The 24384-nt window shown below is 63.0% G+C and carries 25 protein-coding genes; 10 read left to right on the forward strand and 15 right to left on the reverse strand.

Going from position 1 to position 24384, the window contains the following annotated elements; all coding sequences use genetic code 11:
- The first annotated feature begins 45 nt into the window (after positions 1-45).
- Positions 46-972: a LysR substrate-binding domain-containing protein gene (locus tag BLR92_RS06530; protein ID WP_089726699.1), complete on the forward strand. Its 927-nt coding sequence runs from the start codon at positions 46-48 to the stop codon at positions 970-972.
- Positions 973-1069: 97 nt separating this feature from the next.
- Positions 1070-1276, forward strand: a complete 207-nt coding sequence (locus BLR92_RS06535; protein ID WP_175488741.1) for a hypothetical protein — start codon at positions 1070-1072, stop codon at positions 1274-1276.
- Positions 1277-1317: 41 nt separating this feature from the next.
- Here the strand turns inward: BLR92_RS06535 and BLR92_RS06540 are convergent, their stop codons facing one another.
- Entirely contained in the window at positions 1318-2400 is a 1083-nt protein-coding gene (locus tag BLR92_RS06540) for a class I SAM-dependent methyltransferase (protein WP_089726971.1), read from the reverse strand.
- A gap of 161 nt (positions 2401-2561) precedes the next feature.
- Here BLR92_RS06540 and BLR92_RS06545 point away from each other — a divergent pair, with 161 nt between their 5' ends.
- On the forward strand, positions 2562-3578 hold the full coding sequence (locus BLR92_RS06545) for a GlxA family transcriptional regulator (RefSeq protein ID WP_089726701.1): 1017 nt from the start codon (positions 2562-2564) through the stop codon (positions 3576-3578).
- A 151-nt stretch (positions 3579-3729) separates the two neighbouring features.
- On the opposite strand, the gene rpoD is transcribed toward BLR92_RS06545, so the two are convergent.
- From rpoD to rpsU, 3 genes are all read right to left on the reverse strand, one after another.
- On the reverse strand, positions 3730-5577 hold the full coding sequence (gene rpoD / locus BLR92_RS06550) for an RNA polymerase sigma factor RpoD (RefSeq protein ID WP_089726703.1): 1848 nt from the start codon (positions 5575-5577) through the stop codon (positions 3730-3732).
- A 235-nt stretch (positions 5578-5812) separates the two neighbouring features.
- Positions 5813-7648, reverse strand: coding sequence for a DNA primase (gene dnaG, locus BLR92_RS06555; RefSeq protein ID WP_089726705.1), 1836 nt, complete (start codon positions 7646-7648; stop codon positions 5813-5815).
- Positions 7649-7914: 266 nt separating this feature from the next.
- The gene (gene rpsU / locus BLR92_RS06560; protein WP_089726707.1) at positions 7915-8130 is read right to left on the reverse strand and encodes a 30S ribosomal protein S21; all 216 of its coding nucleotides are present in this window, start codon (positions 8128-8130) and stop codon (positions 7915-7917) included.
- A 279-nt stretch (positions 8131-8409) separates the two neighbouring features.
- Here rpsU and tsaD point away from each other — a divergent pair, with 279 nt between their 5' ends.
- Positions 8410-9444 (forward strand): tRNA (adenosine(37)-N6)-threonylcarbamoyltransferase complex transferase subunit TsaD, encoded by a 1035-nt coding sequence (gene tsaD / locus BLR92_RS06565; RefSeq protein ID WP_089726709.1) that lies wholly within the window; start codon positions 8410-8412, stop codon positions 9442-9444.
- Here the strand turns inward: tsaD and plsY are convergent.
- Entirely contained in the window at positions 9425-10078 is a 654-nt protein-coding gene (plsY, locus tag BLR92_RS06570) for a glycerol-3-phosphate 1-O-acyltransferase PlsY (protein ID WP_089726711.1), read from the reverse strand. The genes tsaD and plsY overlap by 20 nt on opposite strands.
- A gap of 95 nt (positions 10079-10173) precedes the next feature.
- Between plsY and folB the strand changes: the two genes are divergently transcribed.
- Entirely contained in the window at positions 10174-10527 is a 354-nt protein-coding gene (folB, locus tag BLR92_RS06575; RefSeq protein WP_089726712.1) for a dihydroneopterin aldolase, read from the forward strand.
- Positions 10527-11060, forward strand: coding sequence for a 2-amino-4-hydroxy-6-hydroxymethyldihydropteridine diphosphokinase (gene folK / locus BLR92_RS06580; protein ID WP_089726714.1), 534 nt, complete (start codon positions 10527-10529; stop codon positions 11058-11060). The genes folB and folK overlap by 1 nt, the downstream gene beginning before the upstream one ends.
- 25 nt (positions 11061-11085) lie before the next feature.
- Here folK and BLR92_RS06585 read toward each other — a convergent pair whose 3' ends face one another.
- The 8 genes from BLR92_RS06585 to BLR92_RS06620 form a co-directional block, all read right to left on the reverse strand.
- The gene (locus BLR92_RS06585) at positions 11086-12222 is read right to left on the reverse strand and encodes a tRNA nucleotidyltransferase/poly(A) polymerase-related protein (protein ID WP_089726716.1); all 1137 of its coding nucleotides are present in this window, start codon (positions 12220-12222) and stop codon (positions 11086-11088) included.
- A 7-nt stretch (positions 12223-12229) separates the two neighbouring features.
- Positions 12230-12559 (reverse strand): thiosulfate sulfurtransferase GlpE, encoded by a 330-nt coding sequence (gene glpE / locus BLR92_RS06590; RefSeq protein WP_089726718.1) that lies wholly within the window; start codon positions 12557-12559, stop codon positions 12230-12232.
- Positions 12560-12724: 165 nt separating this feature from the next.
- Positions 12725-13564: a symmetrical bis(5'-nucleosyl)-tetraphosphatase gene (locus tag BLR92_RS06595; protein ID WP_089726720.1), complete on the reverse strand. Its 840-nt coding sequence runs from the start codon at positions 13562-13564 to the stop codon at positions 12725-12727.
- Positions 13565-13592: 28 nt separating this feature from the next.
- Entirely contained in the window at positions 13593-13976 is a 384-nt protein-coding gene (gene apaG, locus BLR92_RS06600; RefSeq protein ID WP_089726722.1) for a Co2+/Mg2+ efflux protein ApaG, read from the reverse strand.
- Complete coding sequence (gene rsmA, locus BLR92_RS06605; RefSeq protein ID WP_089726724.1) at positions 13973-14776, reverse strand: 16S rRNA (adenine(1518)-N(6)/adenine(1519)-N(6))-dimethyltransferase RsmA; 804 nt, start codon at positions 14774-14776, stop codon at positions 13973-13975. Before rsmA ends, apaG begins: the two co-directional genes overlap by 4 nt.
- A 37-nt stretch (positions 14777-14813) precedes the next feature.
- On the reverse strand, positions 14814-15833 hold the full coding sequence (gene pdxA, locus BLR92_RS06610) for a 4-hydroxythreonine-4-phosphate dehydrogenase PdxA (RefSeq protein WP_089726726.1): 1020 nt from the start codon (positions 15831-15833) through the stop codon (positions 14814-14816).
- A 2-nt stretch (positions 15834-15835) separates the two neighbouring features.
- Positions 15836-17143 (reverse strand): peptidylprolyl isomerase, encoded by a 1308-nt coding sequence (locus tag BLR92_RS06615; protein WP_089726729.1) that lies wholly within the window; start codon positions 17141-17143, stop codon positions 15836-15838.
- A gap of 18 nt (positions 17144-17161) precedes the next feature.
- Positions 17162-19582 carry an LPS-assembly protein LptD gene (locus BLR92_RS06620; RefSeq protein ID WP_089726731.1) on the reverse strand — a complete coding sequence of 807 codons (2421 nt, stop codon included), beginning with the start codon at positions 19580-19582 and terminating at the stop codon, positions 17162-17164.
- A gap of 165 nt (positions 19583-19747) precedes the next feature.
- On the opposite strand from BLR92_RS06620, the gene BLR92_RS06625 reads away from it, so the two are divergent.
- The 4 genes from BLR92_RS06625 (at position 19748) to speD (ending at position 22965) form a co-directional block, all read left to right on the forward strand.
- Complete coding sequence (locus BLR92_RS06625; protein WP_089726733.1) at positions 19748-20797, forward strand: aminoglycoside phosphotransferase family protein; 1050 nt, start codon at positions 19748-19750, stop codon at positions 20795-20797.
- Positions 20794-21465, forward strand: a complete 672-nt coding sequence (gene murU, locus BLR92_RS06630; RefSeq protein ID WP_089726735.1) for an N-acetylmuramate alpha-1-phosphate uridylyltransferase MurU — start codon at positions 20794-20796, stop codon at positions 21463-21465. Before BLR92_RS06625 ends, murU begins: the two co-directional genes overlap by 4 nt.
- A gap of 78 nt (positions 21466-21543) precedes the next feature.
- Positions 21544-21963 (forward strand): OsmC family protein, encoded by a 420-nt coding sequence (locus BLR92_RS06635; RefSeq protein WP_089726737.1) that lies wholly within the window; start codon positions 21544-21546, stop codon positions 21961-21963.
- A 207-nt stretch (positions 21964-22170) separates the two neighbouring features.
- Positions 22171-22965 carry an adenosylmethionine decarboxylase gene (speD, locus tag BLR92_RS06640; RefSeq protein WP_089726739.1) on the forward strand — a complete coding sequence of 265 codons (795 nt, stop codon included), beginning with the start codon at positions 22171-22173 and terminating at the stop codon, positions 22963-22965.
- Positions 22966-23203: 238 nt separating this feature from the next.
- Here speD and coq7 read toward each other — a convergent pair whose 3' ends face one another.
- A complete protein-coding gene (gene coq7 / locus BLR92_RS06645; protein WP_089726742.1) occupies positions 23204-23845 on the reverse strand; it encodes a 2-polyprenyl-3-methyl-6-methoxy-1,4-benzoquinone monooxygenase in 642 nt (213 codons plus the stop codon).
- Positions 23846-24015: 170 nt separating this feature from the next.
- Positions 24016-24357 (reverse strand): histidine triad nucleotide-binding protein, encoded by a 342-nt coding sequence (locus tag BLR92_RS06650; RefSeq protein ID WP_089726744.1) that lies wholly within the window; start codon positions 24355-24357, stop codon positions 24016-24018.
- Positions 24358-24384: the final 27 nt, after the last annotated feature.

Raw genomic sequence — 24384 nt, forward strand, 5'->3', positions numbered from 1 at the left:
GAGACAACCGAGAATATCTCGCCTTCACTTTAGAATAGCTAAATCATGAGCCGTCCCCTCAACGCCCAGACCCATGCCTGGCTGAAGGTTTTCGCCGTCAGCGCCCGCCACTTGTCGTTCACCCGCGCCGCCGAGGAGCTGCACGTCACCACCGGCGCGGTCAGCCAGCAGATCAAGCAGCTCGAGCAGCGCCTGGGTTTCAAGTTGTTTCGCCGCTTGCCACGCCGCCTTGAACTGACCGACGAGGGGCAACGGCTGGCCAGCGTGGTCGACGATGCCTATCAGGCGGTGGGGCTTGAAGTCAGACGACTACGCTCGGGGGTGATGAGCGGTATCCTGCGATTGCGCTCGGTGCCATCGTTTCTGGCCAAGTGGCTGATGCCACGCCTGCCCCGGCTCCAGGCTCGCTTCCCGGATATCGAAATGCACGTCGCCGCCGAAGACAGCAATATCTCGCTGCGCGACGGCGACTTCGACCTGGCCATCGATCTCAACGACGGCCATTACCCCGGCCTGCAAATCACCCCGCTAATGGACGAAGTGATCTTTCCGGTTTGCGCACCTGGGCTGATGCGTGGCAGGCCTGCGCTGCATCGTCCCGAGGATCTGGCCTATTACCCGCTGTTGCATGACATCACCGCCTGGCGAGGCAGCCACGACTACGCCGAATGGGAGCATTATCTGAGTGCCATCGAGGCGCTGCATGTCAACGTGCGACGTGGCTATACCTTCAATCGCAATCAACTGACCATGGAGGCGGCCATCGACGGCATGGGCGTCGCCATCGCTCGGCGCACGCTGATCACCAATGAACTCAAGACCGGCAAGCTGATCGCCCCTTTCACGCAGCGCGTGGCGACCGGCAAGCGCTACGGCATCGTCTACCCCCAAGGCGCGCTGGACGATCGCCGCGTTTTGGCCATACATGACTGGATCGTCGAGGAAGCCGCACGCAGCACGCCGGTCGAATAAAGGCTCTAAAGCATGCTGCACCTCATAACATTCTGGTAACGCTCTACCAATCCGGTTCACGGAAAAAATCAAGAATGACGACAACTTCTTCTTCAGCTTGTTCGCCGCCGGTTTTCTCGACACGTATATATTCTCGCGCCCTTACGGTCGCAGCGAGTTCTGGGAAGCGATTCTCGCCGAAAGCTATGTGCGGGTATTCAAGGATGTCGCCGAGGAAGTCACCGCGTTGTTTGGCTACACCTTGCTGCTGTTCGCGGTGATCGAATTGCTGCTGCTGGCCCGCCGCATACCGTGTCAGCGCTGACGCAGTATGCGGCGAACACTGTAGTGGAAGGGGGCGACGCCTCAGCGCCGCACTTCGAAGATCAGGTTGAAGGGCGTCTCGGCGGCTCGGCGGAAATGCGTGAAACCCGCCTTGCGGAATACCTCGGCCAGACGCACCTGCCCTGCCTGCGCACCGAGGACGAGCGTGCCGCCCTCGGAAATCGCGTGCGCGCAACAGATCGAAGTCGATGCGGCGTAATAGAGCTGCGCCACGGGCGAGAGGTTGTCCTCGAGACGGTCGTTAGCGAACGGCTCGACCAGCATCACCGTCCCGCCCGGGGCAAGGGTCTCAGCCGCATGTCTCGCTGCAGCCACCGGATCGCCCAGATCGTGCAGTGTATCGAAGAAGCAGATGAGGCCGTAGCGCCGATCGGGATAGCCGTCAGCCCGGGCAAGCGAAAAATCGGTCTGGGCCTCCAACCCTGCGGCGGATGCGCTTTGCCGCGCCTCGTCGATCGATGCGGCATGGGTGTCGAAGCCGTGGAATCGCGATTTCGGAAAGGCTTCGGCCATGAGCAGGGTCGAGTGGCCGTGCCCGCAGCCCACGTCAGCCACGTCGATACCCGCTTCGAGCTGCGCCACCACGCCGTCCAGCGCCGGTAACCACTGCGACACGAGGCTCGCGCGGTAACCATTCCGGTAGAATGCGGCCACACCGCAGGCGAGCCGCCCGTCATGTTCGCCCCAAGCCACGCCCCGGCCAGTGCGGAAAGCATTGAGGGCCTTCTCTTCATCGAACCACATCGACGCCGGTACGTTCCAGGCGTGCGGAATGTAGAAGGGGCTTTCCTCGTCGGCGAGCACCATCGCCTGCTCCGGCAGGAGTTCGTACGTGTCGCTCGAGGCATGATAGGAGATATACCCGCCAGCTGCCTGAGCGTTCAGCCACTCCCGCACGTAGCGTTCGGCGCATTCCGCGCGCGCGGCGACTTCCTTCGCACTCAGCGGGCCGGCACCGGCCAATGCCCTGTAGAGGCCAAGCTTGCAACCCAGGCTGACCATCACACCGGTATAGCCAGCCCCCAGGTCACCGATAGCTCGCATGGCGAAGGCTTCGAGCTTCTCCTGATCGATCACCGGTGTTTCCACTAGTGCTTCCATCATCACTTCTCCTTTCTGACGCTCGCAGGATTTGCTGAGCTGACAGCGATGGTAGACGCGCGCCAGGATGCGCGTCAGAGCCATAATCACCCATGATCGGTTCATTCATGCCACACTGGATACAACACCACTGGGGTACCCGATCAATCGCGATGGTCAGACAAATGAACCACACCGGCCCCAAACCCATGCAAGTCAGCCTCGTCGCCCTACCCGACGCGGTCATTTCTACGCTGGCCGGCATCTACGACGTGGTAAATGGGGTCACGCTGATGGGTCTTGCCCCCGGCGCGACGCCTCCGTTTCGGATCGAAATCGTCGGGGAAAAGAGGGGAGCGTTGCCGCTCGCAAGCGGCGTGCCCATCGATGTGCAGCGCGCCATCGAAGACATCGAGAATTGCGACATCGTGATCGTGCCGTCAGTGCTGTTGAAGCCGTCTGGTTGGGAAAAGGGACGCTATCCGCGCCTGGTGGACTGGCTGCAGCACATGCACGAGGGAGGAGCCAGATTGTGTTCAGCCTGCTCCGGCATCTTTCTCCTGGCCGAGACGGGACTTTTCGATGGCAGGGAAGCCACGGTGCATTTCGGCTATGCCAGCGCCTTCACCGCTCTGTATCCGGCCGTGGAGATTCATCCCGATCGTGTGCTCGTAATCGCGGGTCTGCACGAGGATCTAGTCAGCTCGGGCGCATCGGCAACCTGGCACGACATGGTGCTGTACCTCATTGCGCACCATGCCGGTGCCACGATGGCGCAGGAGGTGGCGCGCTTGTTCGCGCTTCAATGGCATCAGGACGGACTTGCACCCTACATCGTTTTCGAAGGTAGGAGCGACCACGGCGACAGCGAAATCCAGAGCGCACAGACATGGCTGAGCAGCCACTTTTCGACCGCCAATCCGGTGGATGGAATGATCAATCGATCGAAACTTGCCGAACGCACGTTCAAGCGGCGCTTCGCTGCGGCGACAAGCCTGACGCCGACCGCCTACGTGCAGCGCCTGCGGGTTGAAGACGCCAAGCGCCGGCTGGAACGCACCGATACGTCTATCGACGAGATTAGCTGGCGTGTCGGCTACGAGGATGCCGCTTTCTTCCGACGCCTGTTCAAACGCACCACGGGGATGACACCAGGAGCCTATCGCAGACGGTTCCAGATTCCACTGTTTGCCCGGCCTTGAATATGAAAACGCCCGCGAGTTAATAAACTCGCGGGCGTCGTTGTCGGCCTGGACGTTTTAAACCGGACTACTCATCTGTTGATACGAGCCCGAAGCTACTCGCCTGTTAATGCGAGTCCGAAACTACTCGCTTGTTAATGCGAGTCCGAAACTACTCGTCAAGAAACGAACGTAGCGGCTCCGAGCGCGACGGGTGGCGCAACTTGCGCAGCGCCTTGGCCTCGATCTGGCGAATTCGCTCGCGGGTCACATCGAACTGCTTGCCGACTTCTTCCAGCGTGTGATCGGTATTCATGTCGATGCCGAAGCGCATGCGCAGCACCTTGGCCTCGCGCGCCGTCAGCCCACCCAGCACGTTACGGGTCGCCTCGATCAGCCCTTCGCCGGTCGCCGAGTCGATCGGCAACAACATCGAGCCGTCCTCGATGAAGTCGCCCAGGTGCGAATCGTCGTCGTCCCCGATCGGCGTCTCCATGGAGATCGGTTCCTTGGCAATCTTGAGTACCTTGCGGACCTTGTCCTCGGGCATCTCAAGGCGTTCGCCGAGCTCTTCCGGGGTCGGTTCGCGGCCCATCTCCTGAAGCATCTGGCGCGATACGCGGTTGAGCTTGTTGATCGTCTCGATCATATGCACCGGGATACGGATGGTGCGCGCCTGATCGGCGATCGAGCGGGTAATCGCCTGACGAATCCACCAGGTGGCATAAGTCGAGAACTTGTAACCCCGGCGGTACTCGAACTTGTCGACCGCCTTCATCAGGCCGATGTTGCCTTCCTGTATCAGATCGAGGAATTGCAGACCACGGTTGGTGTACTTCTTGGCAATCGAGATCACCAGGCGCAGGTTGGCCTCGACCATTTCCTTCTTGGCCCGGCGCGCCTTGGCTTCACCGATCGACAGCCGACGATTGACTTCCTTGATCTCGCCCACCGGCAACTGGATCAGCGCTTCCTCGAAGGCGATCTTGCGCTGCGCACGCGCGATATCGGTGCGAAACGGCTCGAGCTTGTCGGTGTATTTGGCGTTATTGGCAAGGAACACATCCAGCCACTGCGGGTTGGATTCGTTACTCGGGAAGGCCTTGATGAAGGTCTTGCGCGGCACCTTGCCCTTCTTGACGAAGACCTGAAGGATGGTCTTCTCCTGAATGCGTATCTGCTCGACGCTGATGCGCACCTGGCCGACCAGGCGCTCGAAGTGCTTGGGCACCAGCTTGATCGGTGAGAACAACTCGGCCAGGCGCGCCTTCTCTGTCTTGGCTTCGACAGAAGCCACGCCATGCTTGTCGATGGCCGCCTTGGCGACGGCATTCTGCTCGCGAATCTGCTCGAAACGCGCACGCGCTTCTTCAGGATCGGGGCCGCTGGTGGTCTCTTCCTCTTCCGCGGCATCGTCATCGTCTTCGCCGTCGCTCTCGGCGTCTTCGCTGACGGGTTCCTCCTCGGGCACATCCGCCTCGGCGACGCCGGGAATGCCTTCATCCGGATCGATGAATCCCGAGAACAGATCGGACAGCCGCCCGGGCAGCTCCTCGTCCTGAGTCGCATCATAGGCGTCAAGAATCGATTCCACCGCACCGGGCAGATAAGCCAGCGCCGACATGACCTCGCGGGTGCCTTCCTCGATCCGCTTGGCAATGGCGATCTCGCCTTCGCGAGTCAGCAGCTCCACGGTACCCATCTCGCGCATGTACATGCGCACCGGGTCGGTGGTCCGGCCGACATCGCTCTCCACCGCCGCCAATGCCGCCACCGCTTCCTCGGCGGCGGACTCATCGGTGGAGTGATCCGACATCATCAGCGTGTCTTCATCAGGGGCTTGTTCAACGACACTGATACCCATATCGTTGATCATGCCGATGATGTCTTCCACTTGATCCGGGTCGGCGATATCCTCGGGAAGGTGGTCGTTGACCTCGGCATAGGTCAGGTAGCCCTGCTCCTTGCCGCGCGCGATCAACTCCTTCAGACGTGACTGCTGCTGCGCATTTCCAGCCATAGAAACCCTATATCGACGAAGAAGAATGAAGCACCTGAACGAAAAAGGCGTTGAAAACTCATAAGCCTGCAATTATAGCGGCTAAGGCCACTAACCCGCCAGTCGTCTATTTGCGCCGCCATTCAGGTGTGTTAATTTGTTGGGTTACGCTCGCTATCGTCACCCTTAAATGGTGATGGTAGGCGACAATTCAACCCCGCGCCCCATCGCCCTGCCCGACTCAGCCACCCCTTACTCATTTACGCTCGACGATCTTGAATAGATCCATGAGGCGCTGGCGTTCGTCGCTCGATAGTTTCTCGCCACCCTGTTGCTTGGCCAGCAGACGCTCGATCTGCGTTTCCGGTTCGATGCTGGATGCCTGCTTGCGGAACTTCTCCACCAGGCCATCGAGTTCCACCCCTCGGTCCCCGCGGGGTATCAGCAACTCACGGCGCGCCAGTGCTTGCAGGCGTTGCCCTTCGGCGGTGCCGTGAAAATGCGCCAGCAACACCTGCGAACTGCGATAGCGACCGGCACGTAGCAGACGGATTACCTCACGACATAAGGCCCCATCACTCTCATTATCGGCACACCAGTCCAATTCTTCAGGCAATCGCTCCACCAACCGCGGTTCATGCACCAACAGCTGCAGCGTGCGCGCCATCAACCCGAGCGCCCCACCGCGCGGCTTACCACTCCAGGTCGATGATCGCTCGGCCTGGTTTTCGCCCCCATTTTCGCCAGCGGGACCCGAGTCGCGCGACAACGCGTCACCTGCCGGCTCCGGCGCCTTCAAAAGCGCCTGGAAGCGTGCCATTTCGACACCGGTTCGCGTCGACAGTTCGCGCAGCAGCAACGACTTGAGTACGCCTTCCGGTAAGCGTTCCAGCGCTCTGAGCACGCTCGTCGCGAAGCGTTCGCGATCTTCGATGCGTTGCAGGTCGCGCCCTTCGGCCGCCTGCTCGAACAGAAATTCCGACAGCGGGCTGGCGCAAGTAATGCGATCGCCGAAGGCCTCGCTACCCTCGCGTCGCACCAGGCTATCCGGATCCTCGCCCTCGGGCAGGAACAGAAAGCGTGCCTGACGGCCATCGATCATCAACGGCAATACCGTCTCCAGTGCTCGCCGCGCCGCCTTGCGCCCAGCGTTATCGCCATCGAAGCAGAACACCACCTCGCCGACCAGACGGAATAGCCGGTTGAGATGATCCTCACTGGTCGAGGTGCCCAGCGTGGCCACGACGTTGCGAATGCCGAACTGGGCCAGCGCCACCACGTCCATGTAGCCTTCGACGATCACCAGCCGCTCGAGTTGGCGGTTGGCCTGGCGCGCCTCATACAGCCCGTAGAGTTCGCGCCCCTTGTGGAAGACCGGCGTCTCCGGCGAGTTGAGGTACTTGGGTTTGGCGTCGCCCAGTACCCGGCCACCGAAAGCGATGGTGCGCCCCTTCCAGTCGCGGATCGGAAACATCACCCGATCGCGAAAGCGATCGTAACTGCGCCCGCTATCCTCGCGCTGCACCAACAGCCCGTATTCCACCTGTACCGCATCGCCGATGCCATGACCGGCGAGATGACGCTTGAGCGCCTCCCACTCGCCGGGGGCGTAGCCGATGCCGAAATCGCGCAACACCTCGGGAGAAAGGCCACGACGCTGCAGATACTCGCGCGCGCTCTTGCCCTCGGCCATCGGCAGGCGCTCGCGGAAGAAGCTCGCCGCCAGTTCGAGCAGATTGACGCCCTGCTGACGCTTTTTCTCGCGCGCCTGGGCACGAGGATCGTCGGCGCCTTCACGCGGCACGTCCATGCCCTGGCGAGCGGCCAATTGCTCCACCGCCTCGGGAAAGCGTAGGTTGTCGTACTCCATCAGAAAGCGTAACGCGTTACCGTGCGCGCCACAGCCGAAGCAATGATAGAACTGCTTGTCGTGGCTAACGGTAAACGACGGCGACTTCTCCTGATGGAACGGACACAGCCCCGAGTAGTTTTGACCGGCTTTCTTCAATTGCACCCGTTCGCCGACCACCTCGACCACGTCGACACGGGCGAGCAGATCGTCGATGAAGCGCTGGGGAATCTGACCGGCCATCGGTTAGGCTCTCGAACGAAGCGCACTAGGCTCTGCCTGAAAACTGTCTGCGCTCAACCATACGGCGTTAAAAATTGGCTCAAAGTAGTCATTTACTTTAGTAAACTCCGTCTTTTCGCCGCTTTTTGCCTTGCCTGATCGTCGCTCGCCGACTTTTCGGACAGAGCCTGGCTAGGGAAGACACCTGAGCGGACGCAAAAACAAACGGCCACCGGATGGCGGCCGCTTGGCGTCCCTCTGAGGCAGTTACCTGCCTCCAGTACGGATCAATACAGCCGTTCGAAACGCTTGTGCTCGCGCTGGAGCTTCTTGGCATGACGCTTGACGGCCGCAGCAGCCTTGCGCTTGCGTACCGCAGTCGGTTTCTCGTAGTTCTCGCGACGACGAACTTCGGATAGAACGCCGGCTTTTTCGCAGGAACGTTTGAAGCGACGCAGTGCGACGTCGAACGGCTCGTTATCGCGTACTTTGACAGAAGGCATTAAGCACTCACCTACCTTGGAATCATGAGTTCGGTTTGAACGCGCATCCATCGCTCGCTTGTAGACCGCCAACACGTCATGCCTTTGGGCCGAATGGAAACCAAGCACGGAAGCGATGAAGAAGGGCGAGACAGGCAACCGGATGCGCGACCCAGTCTTACAGCGTTCGATATTCTAGTCGCAGGCGTCGTTGTTTGCAAATTCGCTTGCCGGACCGTGCCGATGCCGGCGCAAAGCGCGTAGAATAACCGCTTTGCCGATCGACGAGCCAAGACAACCATGCGCGTACTGGGGATCGAGACCTCCTGCGACGAAACCGGCGTCGCCCTTTACGACACCGATCGCGGCCTGCTGGCCGACGTTCTGTATAGCCAGATCGCCATGCATGGCGAATACGGCGGCGTGGTGCCGGAACTTGCCTCGCGCGATCATACCCGCAAGCTGCTGCCGCTGATTCAGGAAGCCCTCGACGCCGCCAGGCTGGCCCGCGATGAGCTCGACGGCATCGCCTATACCGCCGGCCCCGGGCTGGTCGGCGCACTGATGGTCGGCGCCAGCACCGCGCACGGCCTGGCCCGAGCGCTGAACATCCCGGTGCTTGGCGTACATCATATGGAAGGGCACCTGCTGGCGCCGATGCTCGAAGACGAGCCGCCGGCCTTCCCGTTCGTCGCCCTGCTGGTTTCCGGCGGTCACACGCAACTGGTCGAGGTCGGCGGCCTGGGCCGCTATCGGCTGCTCGGCGAATCGGTCGACGACGCCGCCGGCGAAGCCTTCGACAAGGCCGCCAAGATGCTCGGGCTGGCCTATCCCGGTGGCCCACAGGTGGCGCGTCTGGCCGAACGCGGCGATCCACGGCGCTTTCGCTTCCCCCGCCCGATGACCGACCGACCGGGCCTCGATTTCAGCTTTTCGGGCCTCAAGACGCACACCCTGACCGCCGCCAACAAGCTACGCGACGAGGCGGGCGAACTCATTGACCAGGACCGCGCCGATATCGCCCGCGCCTTCGAGGAGGCGGTGGTCGATACCCTGGTGATCAAATGCCGCCGCGCACTCGACCAGACCGGCCTGAAGCGGCTGGTGGTCGCGGGTGGCGTCAGCGCCAATGCCCGCCTGCGTGAACGGCTGGGCGTCGAAGTCGCCAAGCGTGGCGCGCGCGCCTACTATCCGCGCGGGCGTTTCTGCACCGACAATGGCGCCATGATCGCGTATGTTGGTGCTCAAAGGCTACTGGCCGGCGAACGCGACGACACGACCATGCGCGCGGTGCCGCGCTGGCCGCTCGACCGACTCACTCCTCCGGCGTCCTGATCCCGCCGGGTGGCTTGTGCCGTTCATCGTCATGCCTCTCATCGAGCCTTGGCTCGACGCCTCGACCCAGGCGCTGGATGTTCCACACATGGCGTACCAGTACCAGCACGGCGAAGGCGATGATCACCCACACGTAATCTCGCGCCAGCCACACGCTGGCCAGCGGCGCCAGCGCGGCACTCGCCAGCGAGGCCACCGCCGCGGTGTGTACCCGCCAGGCCAGCACCACCCAGCAGGCGGCGCAGACCAGGGCCACCAGCGGCGTCAACACCAATAGCACGCCAAATGCGCTGGCCACCGACTTGCCACCTCGGAAGCGATGCCATAGCGGGTAGCTGTGACCCAGCAATACGCCGAACCCTACCAGGCCCTGGGCCCAGGTCGGCAGGTCACAGCTCTTGGCCAGCCACAGCGCCGGCACGCCCTTGGCGGCATCGAACGCCAGCGTCGCCGCTGCCAGGCGCTTGCCGTGCAGGCGTAGCACGTTGGAGAAACCGGGGTTGTGCGAGCCGTCCAGGCGTGGATCGCCGACACCGGCCAACCGGCATAGCCACAGCGCCCCCAGGCAGGCGCCACAGAGATAGCCCAGCCCCATCAGGGCGGTGGTAAGAAAGACGATGTCGAAGAGCGGCATGGCCTGGTCCGTCAGCGATTGAATCGTGACAACAGCTCGGGATTCTGCCAGTTTTGCGCGCTACAATCGAAATTTTGCCGGCGGAGGAAGTGAGCGTGGATCGTGTACTGATCGAAGGCCTGAGCGTGGAGACCGTCATCGGCGTCTACGATTGGGAGCGCAGCATTCGCCAGCGCCTGGTGCTCGACCTTGAAATGGCCAGCGATATTCGCCCCGCGGCGGCGGGTGACGACCTGGACAAGACATTGAATTACGCGGCCATCAGCGAGCGCATCGGCGAGTTCGCCGAGGCCAGCGATTTCGGCCTGGTGGAAACCTTCGCCGAGCGTCTCGCCGCCCTGCTGCGCGAGGAATTCGCGATCCCCTGGCTGCGCATGACGCTACGCAAACCCGGCGCGGTGGCCAATGCCACCGCGGTCGGCGTGTGTATCGAACGAGGGCAGCGTTGATGGTGCAGGTGGTCGTCAGCATCGGCAGCAATATCGAGCGCGAGCGACACGTTCTCGCCTGCCTCGATGCATTGCACGCGGAGTTCACGCAATTGCGAGTCTCGCGGGTCTTCGAGAGCGAGCCGGTTGGTTTCGAGGACGGTCGCAACTTCTATAATCTGGTCGCCGCCTTTGAAAGCCCGACGACCGAAGCCCTGGCAGCGGTTGGCGAATTGCGCGACTGGTGCAAGCGCCTCGAATTCGCCAACGGCCGGCGCGCCGACAGCGCCAAGTTCAGCCCGCGCACCCTGGATATCGATTTGCTGACGGTAGGCGACTTGAGCGGCACCATCGACGGCGTGACATTACCCCGCGAGGAGATCACCGCCAACGCCTTCGTCCTCAAGCCGTTGGCCGAGCTATTGCCCGATACCCGCCACCCGGTCAGCCAAATGCGTTACGCCGAGCTATGGGCGAATTTTGACCTCGGCGATCAGCGATTGTGGCCGGTGGATTTTCATTGGCGGGGCCGGCTTATCTCGCGCGCGGCCTGAGCCATTTGGCTTCCTGGCTTCCGGATCAGCCGTCGAGGGCGGTCTCGATTTCGAATTGCCGACGCCTTGCCAACTCCTCGCCCAGCGCAGCGCCCTGAAAACCTTCATCGACCAATTGCCGTGGCAACACCTGGGCAGCCAGACGCCAGCACAGCGACAGGTCGGTGGCCAACGCTTCGTTTTCCAGGCTGACCAGTGCCAGCAGCGGCGCGATGCGCTCACCGCGCCGCCAGGCATCGACATCGTTAAGCCAGCGCAGGATTCGCGCGGCGCCCAAGGGGCCTTTCTCGGCATCTTTCCATAAGTCACGAGTGAGTGCTGCCTGACGCGCCAGGTCGCGCCAGGCATTGGGCACGCGCAGGCGATCCTGCAAGGTCTGCCGCGAGGCTTCGTCGAGATGCTCGCAGAGTCGCGCCCAGCGCCAACGAGCCAGGGCGCCGTTGTCTTCCGGTGGTTTGCCCAGCCTCGCCAACGCCAGATTCAGCGTCTCTTCACCGCTGCCAAGCTCGGGCATCAGCACCCCCAGGGCGCCGCTCCCGGATAGCGCCTGAAAGTAGGCTGCCGGGTAGGCCTCGCCCAATGCCTTTTCGGTTTCCTGCCAGACACGCTCGGCGACCAGATGGGCGATCTCGCCGCTGGTGGTCAACTGGCGCATCAGCGCGCGGGTCTCGTCAGCGATGGCGAAGCCCAGCCCCTGGTAGCGTGCCAGGAAGCGCGCGGTGCGCAGCACCCGCAGCGGGTCTTCGACGAAGGCCGGCGAGACATGGCGTAGCAGGCGCGCATCGAGATCGCGCTCGCCGTGGAAGGGATCGACCAGCTCACCGTCTGGCGTTTCGGCCATGGCGTTGATGGTCAGGTCGCGGCGCGCCAGGTCCTCTTCCAGCGTCACCTCGGGGCTGGCATGCACCGCGAACCCGGTATAGCCGCGCCCCTGCTTGCGCTCGGTGCGCGCCAGCGCATATTCCTCGTGGGTTTCGGGATGCAGGAAGACCGGGAAGTCGCGGCCCACCGGCTTGAAGCCGCGCGCGCGCATTGCATCGGGCGTGGCGCCGACCACCACCCAATCCTGATCGACCACCGGCCAGCCGAGGCGTGCGTCGCGCACCGCGCCGCCGACGCGATAGACGTCGAGCCCGGCGATGTAACGATCCCTTTCACTCATCGGGCGCTCACTGTGCGACGCGATGCGGATGGCGTATTTGCCAGTCGCTGAAACCGCCGTCCAGACTATACACCTGCGTGAAACCCTGCCCGGCCAACCAGTCCGCGGCCTGCTGGCTGGAGTGGCCGTGGTAGCACACCACCACCAGGGCGCGCTCGCGTGGTGCCTCGTCGAACAGATCGCCGACCGTGGCGTTATCGAGATGGCGACTGCCGGGAATGTGACCCTGGGCGTAACTCACCGGGTCGCGGATATCCACCAGGGTCAGCGGCTGGCCATCGTCCAGCCAGGTCTCAAGGGTGGCGTGATCGAGATGTTCGAAAGCGGCTTGGCTCATGCAACCTCCAGCGAGTTCGTTATTAAGCTTTGTCTCAAAAGTCGACGAGCGAAGTCCAGACAAGACAAAAATCGGTGAAAGAGCGGAGTTTACGCGTTGTAAATGAGCATCTTGAACCTATTTTTAACGCAGTATGGGCAAGCGCAGACACTTTTCAGATATAGCTTAAGAAGGACCGTGGCGGGTCTGGCAGGGCTCGCCGATGCGCTCGCCACTGGTCAGATCGAGCGCGGTCAGGCTACCGCCCCATACGCAACCGGTATCCAGTGCCTCGGCGCGCACCACGGCTCCCGGCGTTTGTCCGCCCAGCGCCGCCCAGTGACCGAACAACATGCGCGGATCGTCATCGCGAGGATAGGTGAACCACGGCGCGAAGCCAGCGGGCGTGGCATCTAGCCCTGCCTTGGCGGCGAAATCCAGCGTGCCATCGGCGGCGATGAAACGCATGCGCGTGAAGATATTGACGATGGCACGCAGCCGGTCGGCGCCTTCGAGATCGTCCCGCCAGCGGCGTGGCGCATCGCCGTACATGTGCTCGAGAAAGCCACCCGCCCGGTTCCCGCGCAGTGTCGATTCGACCTCGCCGGCCAGTTCGCGAGCGCGCGCCACCGACCACCAGGGCGGCAACCCGGCATGGGTCATCACAGTGAGTCGATCGGGATCGTCGAGGCCGTCATCGATCCACAATGGCTGGGACTGCAACCAGTCGAGCAAGGCATCGCAATCCGGCGCATCGAGGATCGCCTGCAGGGTATCCGAGCGCTTATGGCTCATGCCGCCACGCGCGATCGCCAAAAGGTGCAGATCATGGTTGCCCAGCACCACGCTGACGGCCTCGCCCAGCGCATGCACCTCGCGCAGGCAGGCCAGCGAATCGGGGCCGCGGTTGATGAGATCGCCGGCGAGCCACAGCCGATCGCGGCGCGCATCGAAGTCGAGTCGTTCGAGCAGCGCCACGAACTCGGCGTGACAGCCTTGCAGATCGCCAATGGCATACGTCGTCATGGGCTTCCTATTACGGTCAATAGCACGGTCAATGCACCTGATTGGGCCCGGCCAGGCGGAACGGCGCGATAGCCACGTCGAACGGTCGCTGGGCGGCGGTATCGACACAGGTATAGGTGCCCTCCATCACCCCCACCGGGCAGTCGAGCACCGCGCGACTGGTATAACGAAAGACCTGTCCCGGCGCGATCAATGGCTGCTTGCCGACCACGCCCTTGCCGCGCACTTCCTGTACCTTGCCGCTGCCTTGGGTGATCTTCCAATAACGGGCCAGTAACTGTACCGAGCAGGGCGAATGGTTATGCACGGTAATGGTATAGCTGAACACGAAGCGTTGCTCGGCGGGCGACGATTCATCGGCGCGGTAAGCCGGCTCGACATCGACGCGGACGGCCTCGGCGAGTTCGTTCATGCGTTCTCCCTGGCCAGATGATTGGCGATAGCGACCAGCTCGGCGACGCTCAGCGTTTGCGGTCGCCGCGCCGGATCGATACCCAACGCCTGTAGCGCCTCGCCAGCGATCCGACCCTTGAGGTTGTTACGCAGCGTCTTGCGGCGCTGGCTGAAGGCCTCGCGCACGAGATCGGCGAACAGGCCCTCGTCGTCGGCCGAGTGCGGCAGCTCGGCGTGCGGCACCAGCCGGACGATCGCCGAATCCACCTTGGGCCGTGGCGTGAAGGCTTCGGGCGGCACGATGAACAGCGAATCCACCCGGCAATGATACTGCGCCATGACCGACAACCGGCCCCAGTCCGTGCCACCCGGAGACGCCGCCAGGCGCTCGACGACTTCCTTTTGCAGCATGAAATGCATATCGGCCACGGCATCGCGCGTGGCGAGCAAGTGGAAGATCAACGGCGTGGAGATATTATACGGCAGGTTGCCCACCACCCGCAGCGCCGGCCCATCGCCCTTGAGCGCGGCGAAGTCGAACTTCAGCGCGTCGCCCTCGTGGATCGCGAAGTTCGGATAGTTGAAGAACTGCACGCGCAACCCGGGGATCAGGTCACGGTCGAGCTCGATCACCTCCAGCGCGCCGGCGGCTTCGATCAGCGGCTCGGTCAGCGCGCCCTGTCCGGGGCCGATCTCGATTAGCCGCTCGCCGGGGCGCGGCGCAATACTGCGCACGATGCGCGAGATGATGCCGGGATCGCGCAGAAAGTTCTGTCCGAAACGCTTGCGGGCTCGATGGACCGGGGAGCGGGATGACATGCGATGAGTGTGTCCTTGGGATAGCGGTTCTGAAACGTCAATGGCCGACGGCGCGAGCCATCTCGGCGGCCACCTCGAGGGCGACGCCCAGGCTGCCGATATCGGCGCGGCCGGTGCCGGCCAGGTCCAGCGCCGTGCCATGGTCCACCGAGGTGCGCACGATGGGCAGCCCGAGCGTGATGTTAGCGGCGCGTCCGAAGCCAGCGTACTTGAGCACCGGCAGGCCCTGGTCATGATACATCGCCAGCACGGCATCGATGCCATCGAGATGACGCGGCGTGAATAGCGTATCGGCAGGCAACGGACCATCGAGCCGCAACCCCTCGCAGCGCAGTCGCTCCAAGGTCGGGATGATCACCTCGAGTTCCTCGCGGCCCAGGTGGCCGTTCTCGCCGGCGTGCGGGTTGAGTCCGCAGACCGCGATACGCGGCGCGGCAACCGCGAAATAGCGCTTCAGGTCACCGTCGAGAATCCTTAGCACTCGCGTCAGCCCCGCGTCGGTGATGGCATCCGCCACCTCGCGCAGCGGCAGGTGCACGCTGGCCAGCGCCACGCGCAGCGCTTGATCGCCGCTTGGCGTGGCGAGCCGCGTGGCCAGCATCATCACCACGTCTTCGACGCCACAGGCGTCGCGCAGGTATTCGGTGTGCCCGGTGAAATCCGGGTGGCCGCCTTCGATGATCACGCCCTTGTGCAGCGGCGCGGTAACCATCGCCTGGGCGCGCCCGTCGCGACACGCGGCGATCGCCACGTCCAGCGTTTCCAGGACATAGCCGGCATTGGCGGCGTCGAGCATGCCAGCCGTGGCCGGCGCGCGCAGGGTCACCGGCCAGACCGGCAACACGCCGGGGCGCTGGGCGGGAACCTCGTCGCGCCTGGCCAGCACCGGCAGTTCGATATCCAACCCCAGCCGCCGAGCGCGCTGGGCCAGCAAGTCGGGATCGCCGATCGCCACGACCCGACCGGCTAGCGGCACCCGCGATGCGACCAGCATCAATGCCAGCTCCGGCCCGATGCCGGCCGGCTCGCCGGTGGTCAGGGCGAGTACCGGCGCCATCGTCAGCCTTCCGGGTTCAGGCGGTTATCGACGTAAGCCTCGGCACGAATCTGCTGCAACCAGGCTTCCAGCTCGTCATTGACCTTGCGCTGGAACAGCGTCTGACGGACCCGGTTGCGCTGTGCTTCGTCGGTCACGTCCTGCTGGCGGCGCTCGAGCACCTCGATCAGGTGATAGCCGAAGCGCGAGCGCACCGGCTGGGACACCTGCCCCACCGCGAGCTGGTTCATCGCTTCCTCGAACGCCGGTACCATCTGGCCGGGGCGTACCCAGCCCAGCATACCGCCGTTAAGCGCGCTACCGCGATCGTCACTGACCTGCTGGGCCACGCTGGCGAAGTCCTCGCCGGAAGCGATCCGTTGACGCACCTGCTCGGCGAGTGCCCGGGCTTCCTGGGCATCGCGATTGGGATTGGTCCCGATCAGAATATGTCGTACGCGCTGCTCTTCGATCACCGCCTGCTGGTCGCCGCCCTCGCGGTCGATCAGCTTGACCAGGTGGAAGCCACCGGGGCCGCGAATCGGTTCGCTGACCTCGCCCACGCCGAGCGACGGCACGACATCGGCGAACACGCGGGGGATCTCCGCGCCGCGCCGCCAGCCCAGGTCGCCGCCTTCCAGCGCATTGCCGCTATCGGATTCCGCCGCCGCCAGCGCCGCGAAATCGGCGCCATCCTGCAGCCGCGCATAAAGCTCCTCGGCGCGTTGCCCTGCCGCGCTCACCTGATCGGGCGATGGCGATTGCGGCAGCGCAACGAGAATATGCGCCAGCCGATAGCGCGCGTTGCTGATGGCGCCCTGCTGCTGGAGATAACGCTCGACCTCGCGATCGGAAATGTTGACCTCGCTGGCCACGCGGCGCTGCTGCAACTCGCGCATCAGCATCTCACGACGCACCTGACCGCGCACGATCGCCAGCGACAGGCCATCGGCTTCCAACGCATCGGCGAACTGTTCCAGCGTCATGCCATTGGCTTGGGCGATGCCTCGCACCGCGCTGTTCAACTCGGTATCGTCCACCGACAAATTGGCCTGCTCGGCCATCTGCAACTGGATCTGCTCGATGACCATGCGCTCCAGTACCTGGCTACGCAGCACATCGATGGAAGGTATCGCAATGCCTCGGTTGGCCAGCTGACTACGTGCCTGGACCACCCGATTCTCCAGCTCGCTGGCCATGATGGCGTCGTCATTGACCACTGCAACGATACGGTCCAACGGTTGATCGGCGAGCGCCTGCGCACAGAAACCCAGCGTGGTAAAAGCCAGCACCAGCGCCAGACTCAGCGAAGCAAACGGACGTCTGCGCATGAAAACCTCACTCACTGTTTAGAATTGGGTCGGTTGATAGCCGGGTACGGCCTGCTCGAAGAAGGCATCGGCGCCTTGGCCGACACCGCCCAGACCTTTGAACACGAAACGCAGGAAAATTCCACGATCAGTGTAATCGTCCTCGATGGTGTTGGCGGTGTCATTGTCCTCGATCCACTCGCGCCAGGCGACCTGCACGGCGACGCAGCAGTCGTTCCACTGGATGCCGGCGAGCTGTTCCAGCGCGCGGTCGTTGGTGTTGTCGTAGGCGAACTTGCCGATCAGATCCCAGCTCGCGCCGATCTTGTAGGCGAACGAGGCCAGGTAATCCTCGCGGTCATAGCTCAGTTGATCCTCTTCGTCGCCGGTAGGGTCGAAACCTTCGAGTTGCCAACGGTAACCCAGGTTGAGCACATGACCGGCGGGGTGGCGATAGCGCAGATAGGTCGCGGTACTCTCGGTACGCTCGCGATGGGCATCGTAGAACCAGGCATAGCGCGTACTCCACCGCTCGGTGATCTGCCAGTCGAGCTGGGTGACGATCGGCGATTGATCGCGGGTGGCGTCGTACCAACCGATGGGGTTGCTTTCGCGATCGGGAATATCCAGGTTGCCCTCCATTCCGATCGCGCGTTCGTCGAAGTAAGTGCTCTGCCCGACAGCCAGCGACAGCCGCTGGCGGCCGCTGTCGTCCTCGAGGAAACGCGTCGCCACGCCATAGGACAACTTGTTGACGTCACCGATCCGGTCAGAACCCGAGAACCGATACGGCGACCACAACTGGCCATACGAAAAGGCCCGCTCGTCGCTATCGAAATCGGGGAACTCGCTCTGGTCACGCTCCGGCACGTAGGCGTAGTACAGCCGTGGCTCGAGCGTCTGGCGCCAGGCGTCGCCGAACAGCTCGACATCGCGTTCGAAAATCAGGCCGCTGTCCAGCGAACTCACCGGTACGGTACGCGTCAGGCTCTCGTCGCGGTCGGTCTCGCGCTGCCCGTAATCGAGCTGGTAGGCGGTTTGCAGCAGTTCGAAACGCGGCTCGAAGAAGCCCCAACTGGTTTCGCCCCGCCAGCCGACGGCCGGTGACAGATGAACCCGCGTGCCGTTGGCCGACTCGCTCAGCGGCACCTCGGTTTCGTCGACATCGCGCCAGAAGCGCGTGGCGTTGGAGCGCCACTGCTGATAGAAGCCGTTGTCCTGCGACCAGCGTGCGTTGGCGGTCAGGCTGGGCAGGCGGTAGAACGGCTTGTCGTTATCGGTCAGCGGGAACTCGAGACTCTGGTAGCCCTGGGCGCGGGCGTCGAGCTGCCAGGTCGTGCCGCTATAGCTGAGCTGCGCCAGGCGCGGCAGGTAATCGGTATCGGCCTCGGCGAAATTACGTCCGAAATCGTCGAAGTAGCGACCGTCGCTGGCTGCCCCGTAGCGCAGGTTGTAGCGCAGGCGCGGCGTGAAATAGCCGCGATGCCTATAGTCGACATACCAGCGATCCTCGCCGTCGAAGGCGTCATCCGGATCGTTGGGGTTGTCGCTATCGCCGCCGCCCTTGTCATCGTCGATGTAGGCCCCTTCGATCTGGCCGACATCCTCGGGAAACAGGTAACGAAACTGACCGCCCATCAGCAGCCCATGATCGGTGATCCAGCGCGGCGTGATGGTCGCGTCGTAATTGGGCGCGAGGTTGAGATAGTACGGCTGGGCGTAATCGAAGGCGCCATTGGAGAAGCCAAGCACCGGCCACAGGAAGCCGCTCTGGCGGCGGTCGTCGATGGGAAAGCGCAGCCATGGCCAATAGAACACCGGCACGTCGGCGACCTTGAGGCGGGCATGGGTCGCGGTTCCGTAACCCTCGGCCCGGTTGATCGTCACCTCGTTGCCAACCAGTTTCCAGGCATCGCTGCCCGGCGCGCAGGTCGTGAAACTGGCTTCATTCAGGCGGTAACGACCGTCTTTCAGACGGGCCAAGCGCATGGCGTCGCCGCGCAGGCGCGACTCATGCAATACGTAATGTGCGGTGCCAACCTGGGCGGCGTCGCTATCCAGCGCCATCTGCGCGGATTCGCCACGCACCAGCAGGCCCTGATCGCGCAGCGCCAGTGGCCCTTCGGAGAAGGCGGTGTCGCGCGCGGCGTTGACGCGCACTTTAGGTGACACCAGTTGCGTGGTGCCGCGACGCAACACCACCTCGCCGCGCAGCAGCGTTTCGCCCTGGTCGCCGTACTCGGCGCTGTCCGATATCGACAGCACTTCCTCGGGGGTTTCGCCAGCGGCCAGCCGATATTCCGGCATCACATAACGCCCCGGACACAGGGCGTTGGGCGGGGCGTCCTCGCCCCAGGGCTGCCAATCGAGTTGCGCCGCCGGTAGCGACGGTGGCGGCGCGGCCTGAGCGCAGGTCGTGGTCAGGCCGGCGAGGGCAGTCCAAAACAGTCGCTTGCCCATGGGTCCTCGGTGTCCTTGGCGGTTGGAATCGGTATTATACAGTCCCCGCGATGCGCGTCCTCCCCTGCAACACAGGCGAGGCCGGTCGCTGAGGATGCGCTGGGAGCGCCCTCAGCATGCGGTGACGAACCGTGCCAGTCAACCAGCGACAAGCAAGGAGCCCGCATGACCGACACTCGAACGACGGCGCGTGTCGAAGCCCTGCGCCAATGGATCGCCCCACAGCATGGCTTGCCCCCGAGCCAGGCGCGGCTCGAACTGGCCGCCGGCGATGCCAGTTTTCGCCGCTATTTTCGTTTGTGGCTGGCCGATGGTCGGACCCGCATCATCATGGATGCGCCGCCTGACAAGGAAAACAGCCAGCCGTTCGTAGCCATCGCCGACGACTGGCGCCGCGCCGGGCTACCGGTGCCGGCGCTATATGCCATGGATCTGGACCTGGGCTTTATCGAGCTCGAGGATCTGGGCGACGCCGCGCTGCATCTGTGCTTCGAGGCCGGCGACTGCGAGGCAGCCGCCACCCAAGGCTGTTACGAGCGCGCCCTGACCCTGCTCGACGCATTGCAGAACCGCGCGCCATGTGAGTCGCTACCGCCTTATGACGACGCGCTGCTGGGTCGCGAGTTGGACCTGTTCCCGCAGTGGTGTCTTGAAAAATTATTGGCCATCGCTCCACCGCCCTGCTGGCAAGCCAGCCGTGCACGCTTGATCGAGATCGCGCTCGACCAGCCCCGAGTGGCAGTGCATCGCGATTTCGACGCCATGAACCTGATGCGCCGTGACGACGAACTATGGCTGATCGATTTTCAGGACGCCGTATGCGGACCGCTCAGCTACGACCTGATATCCCTGCTCCGCGGGCGTTATTGCCGCTTCTCGCGGGCGCGCTACACGGCCTGGGTCGATGCCTTTCGGCAACGCGCCATCGCCGATGGCAGGCTGCCGACCGTCACCGACGCCGAGGCATTTCTGTTTATGAGCGACGCCATGGCCGCCCAGCGCGCGATCAAGGTATTGGGTATTTTCTGCCGGCTGACATTGCGCGATGGTAAGCAGGGCTATCTGGAACGCATGCCGCATTTTCTCGCCCATCTGCGCGACAGCCTGGAAGCATGGCCGGAATTCGCCGAGCTGTTAGGCTGGCTCGACGCGGTTTTCTCTCCCGCGCTCGACGCCGAACTGATACGTCGCGGCATTCGTGGAGTGTCGCCATGAAAGCGATGATTCTCGCCGCCGGGCTGGGCGAACGCATGCGTCCGCTGACCGATCGCTGCCCCAAACCACTGCTCGAGGTCGGCGGCAAGCCGCTGATCGTGCACCACCTGGAGCGTCTGCGCGCGCTGGGCATTCGCGATATCGTCGTCAACGTCAGCTACCGCGCCGAGCAGATCGTCGAGGCGCTGGGCGACGGCAGCCGCCATGGCGTGCGCATTCAGTGGAGCCACGAAGCAACACCGCTGGAAACCGGCGGCGGCATTCGCCAGGCCCTGCCACTGCTCGGAGAAGCGCCGTTCCTGCTGGTCAATGGCGACGTCTGGTGCGAACTCGATGCGCGCTGGCTCGCGCCTCTGGAGGGCGATCTGGCGCGGCTGGTGCTGGTCGACAACCCCGCGCATCATCCGGGCGGCGATTTTCGTCTCGATACCGCCGGCCGTGTGCAGGCAGGCTGCCAGCCGACGCTGACCTTCGCCGGCATCAGCCTGCTCGACCCGGCGCTGGTCGCCGATCGCCCCCTCGGCGCCTTCAAATTGGCACCGTTGTTGTTCGAGGCGATCAACGCCGGGCGTGTCGCCGGCCACCATCATCAGGGCCATTGGGTCGATGTCGGCACGCCGGCACGGCTGCGCGAACTGGATGCCTGGCTGCGCGCCGGGCCAACCTGAGCACGGCCTTATTCGACGCCGTTGCGCAGATGCTATGCTGCACAATCAAAACTCATACGAGAGAAGGAAAGCGAGCCGATGAAAGCCAGCGTCAAGTGGACCGATGGTCGCCAGTTCGTCGCCGAGACCGGCAGCGGCCACAGCGTGGTGATCGATGGGCCACCCGATCACGGTGGCCGCAACACCGGGCCGCGTCCGATGGAAATGCTGCTGATGGGTCTCGGCGCCTGCACGTCCTTCGACGTACTGGATATCCTCGAGAAATCCCGCGCGCCGGTCAGCGACTGCGTGGCAAACATCGACGCCGAACGCGCCGATAGCGTGCCTAGCGTGTTCACCAAGATTCACGTGCACTTCACCGTCACCGGCAAAGGGCTCAAGGAAAATCAGGTCAAGCGCGCCGTCGAGCTGTCGGCAGAAAAATATTGCAGCGCCTCGATCATGCTCGCCAACGGCGGCGTCGAGGTGTCACATTCCTATGAAATCGTCGATGCGTAAAGCGCAGAATTTTTTTGTGCCGGGCAAGTGCGTCGCCCGGCATGGATGTGCATAATACGCACCTTTCCAAGGCCAAGTGCCAAGCTCCGGTCAGCCCATATCCGGCCGGAACGTCGCGAGCGCAGCAGCTTTACGCGGTTCGTCCACCCGGGTACCGGCGCCTGTTCGCCGGATAGCCACCACCTGCCAGATTAGGGAGGCTCGGAAATGACCGACAATCTCCGACTCCACGGGTTCAACAACCTGACCAGCTCGCTGAGCTTCAACATCTACGATATCTGCTACGCCAAGACGGAAGAACAGCGTGAGGCGTACATCGACTATATCGATGAATTGTACAATGCCGAGCGGCTGACCCAGATTCTCAGGGATGTCACTAATATCATCGGCGCCCACGTGCTCAACATCGCACGTCAGGATTACGAACCGCATGGCGCCAGCGTGACAATCCTGATCGCCGAGCACGAGCTGGAAGATGCCGACCCGGAACATACCGAACCCGGTCCCGGCCCGCTTCCCCAGACCGTGCTCGGCCATCTCGACAAGAGCCACGTTACCGTGCACACCTACCCGGAGTCGCACCCGGACAACGGCATCAGCACCTTTCGTCTGGATATCGACGTCTCGACCTGTGGCATGATCAGCCCACTAAAGGCACTGAATTACCTGATTCACAGCTTCGATTCCGACATCGTCACTACCGATTATCGGGTGCGCGGCTTCACCCGCGACGTCGACGGCCGCAAGCTGTTCATCGATCACCAGATCGATTCGATTCAGGACTACCTGGCCGAGGACACCAAGAACGCCTACCAGATGATGGACGTCAACGTTTATCAGGAGAACATGTTCCACACCAAGATGCTGCTCAAGGATTTCGATCTCGACAATTACCTGTTCGGCACCTCGCGCCGTGACCTGACCTTCGAGGAAGCACGCGATATCGAGAACCGACTGCGCAACGAGATGCTCGAGATCTTCTATTCGCGGAATATGGACTGACGCGGCTAGCTAGAAGCTAGAAGCTAGAAGCTAGAAGCTAGAAGCTAGAAGCTAGAAGCTAGAATGATCCTAGCTCCCTGTTTTTCTTCAAGGCGCGTAGCGCCGATCTTCCAGCTTCCAGCCGCGTAGCGGCGCTCTTCTAGCTTGCGGTTAGGCGCGTAGCGCCGATCTTCCAGCTTCCAGCCGCGTAGCGGCGCTCTTCCAGCTTGCGTCAGCCGCGAAGCGGCGCCCTTCCGACTTATAGCTTATAGACGCTCTTGGTCATCACCTTCGACATCAACTTCATGCCGAACTTGACCGGAAACGGAAACCGACTGCCGCCTGCCTCCAGCGCCCAGCGTTCATGATGGGCTTCGTCTTCGCGCATCTGCTCGAGCACCGCTCGCGAGCGCCGATCGCCGATCGGCAACTTATCCAGATGCGCATCGAGGTGCTTGCCGACCTGCTCTTCGGTCGCGGCGACGAAACCCAGGCTGACGCGTTCGCCAATCGCGCCAGCCGCGGCACCGAGCCCGAATGAGGCGGTATAGAACAGCGGATTGAGGTAACTGGTGCGGCCGTTGAGCTCCTCGATGCGCGCATCGCACCAGGCCAGATGGTCGATTTCCTCCTGCGCGGCCTGCTCCATCTGCTCGCGCGTGTCGGCCAGCTTGGCGGTCAACCCCTGCCCCTGGTACAGCGCCTGGGCGCAGACTTCGCCAGTATGGTTGATGCGCATCAAACCTTCGGCGTGCTGGCGCTCCAGGTCGTCCATTTCACCATCGCGCACGTCAGCGGCGGGCGAAGGCCGAGATGGCTGCGCGGCATGCGGCACCAAGGTGCGCAGCACGGTATCGAACTGCTGGATCAGGTGATCGGTGCGCGTTAGCTTACGAAGCATGTTATCCCCCTGACTAAAAACTGATCTTTACACCATCCCGCCGCCCATCGACGCACATGAAAGAGCCGCGCCCGGCATCACTACCGGGAACGGCCCTGGAATGCACCGGATGCGTCGCACGCTTGAAGGGGTCGCGACTCACATCGTGTGATTGCGTCGCTGGGCGCCAGCTAGCCAGCCGGCCATGTAAAGCGGCGGCCGCCCATCAGGTGCATGTGTATATGATAGACCGTCTGGCCAGCGCCTTCATTGCAATTCATCACCACGCGATAACCATCCTCGGCAAAACCCGCCTCGCGCGCCACCCTGGCGGCAACCAGGGGTAAGCGACCCACGACCTCGAGATCGTCTTCCCGAATGTCGTTGAGTGTCGCGATATGCTTCTTGGGGATGATCAGCACATGGGTCGGCGCTTGCGGGTTGATGTCATTGAAGGCCAGCACATGCTCGTCCTCGTAGACGACATCCGGTTCGATCTCGCGGTTGACCATCTTGCAGAACAGGCAATCCATGACTCGCTCCTTTGGAATAGTCGATAT

It is taken from the genome of Modicisalibacter muralis (assembly GCF_900102945.1).
GTDB lineage: Bacteria > Pseudomonadota > Gammaproteobacteria > Pseudomonadales > Halomonadaceae > Modicisalibacter > Modicisalibacter muralis.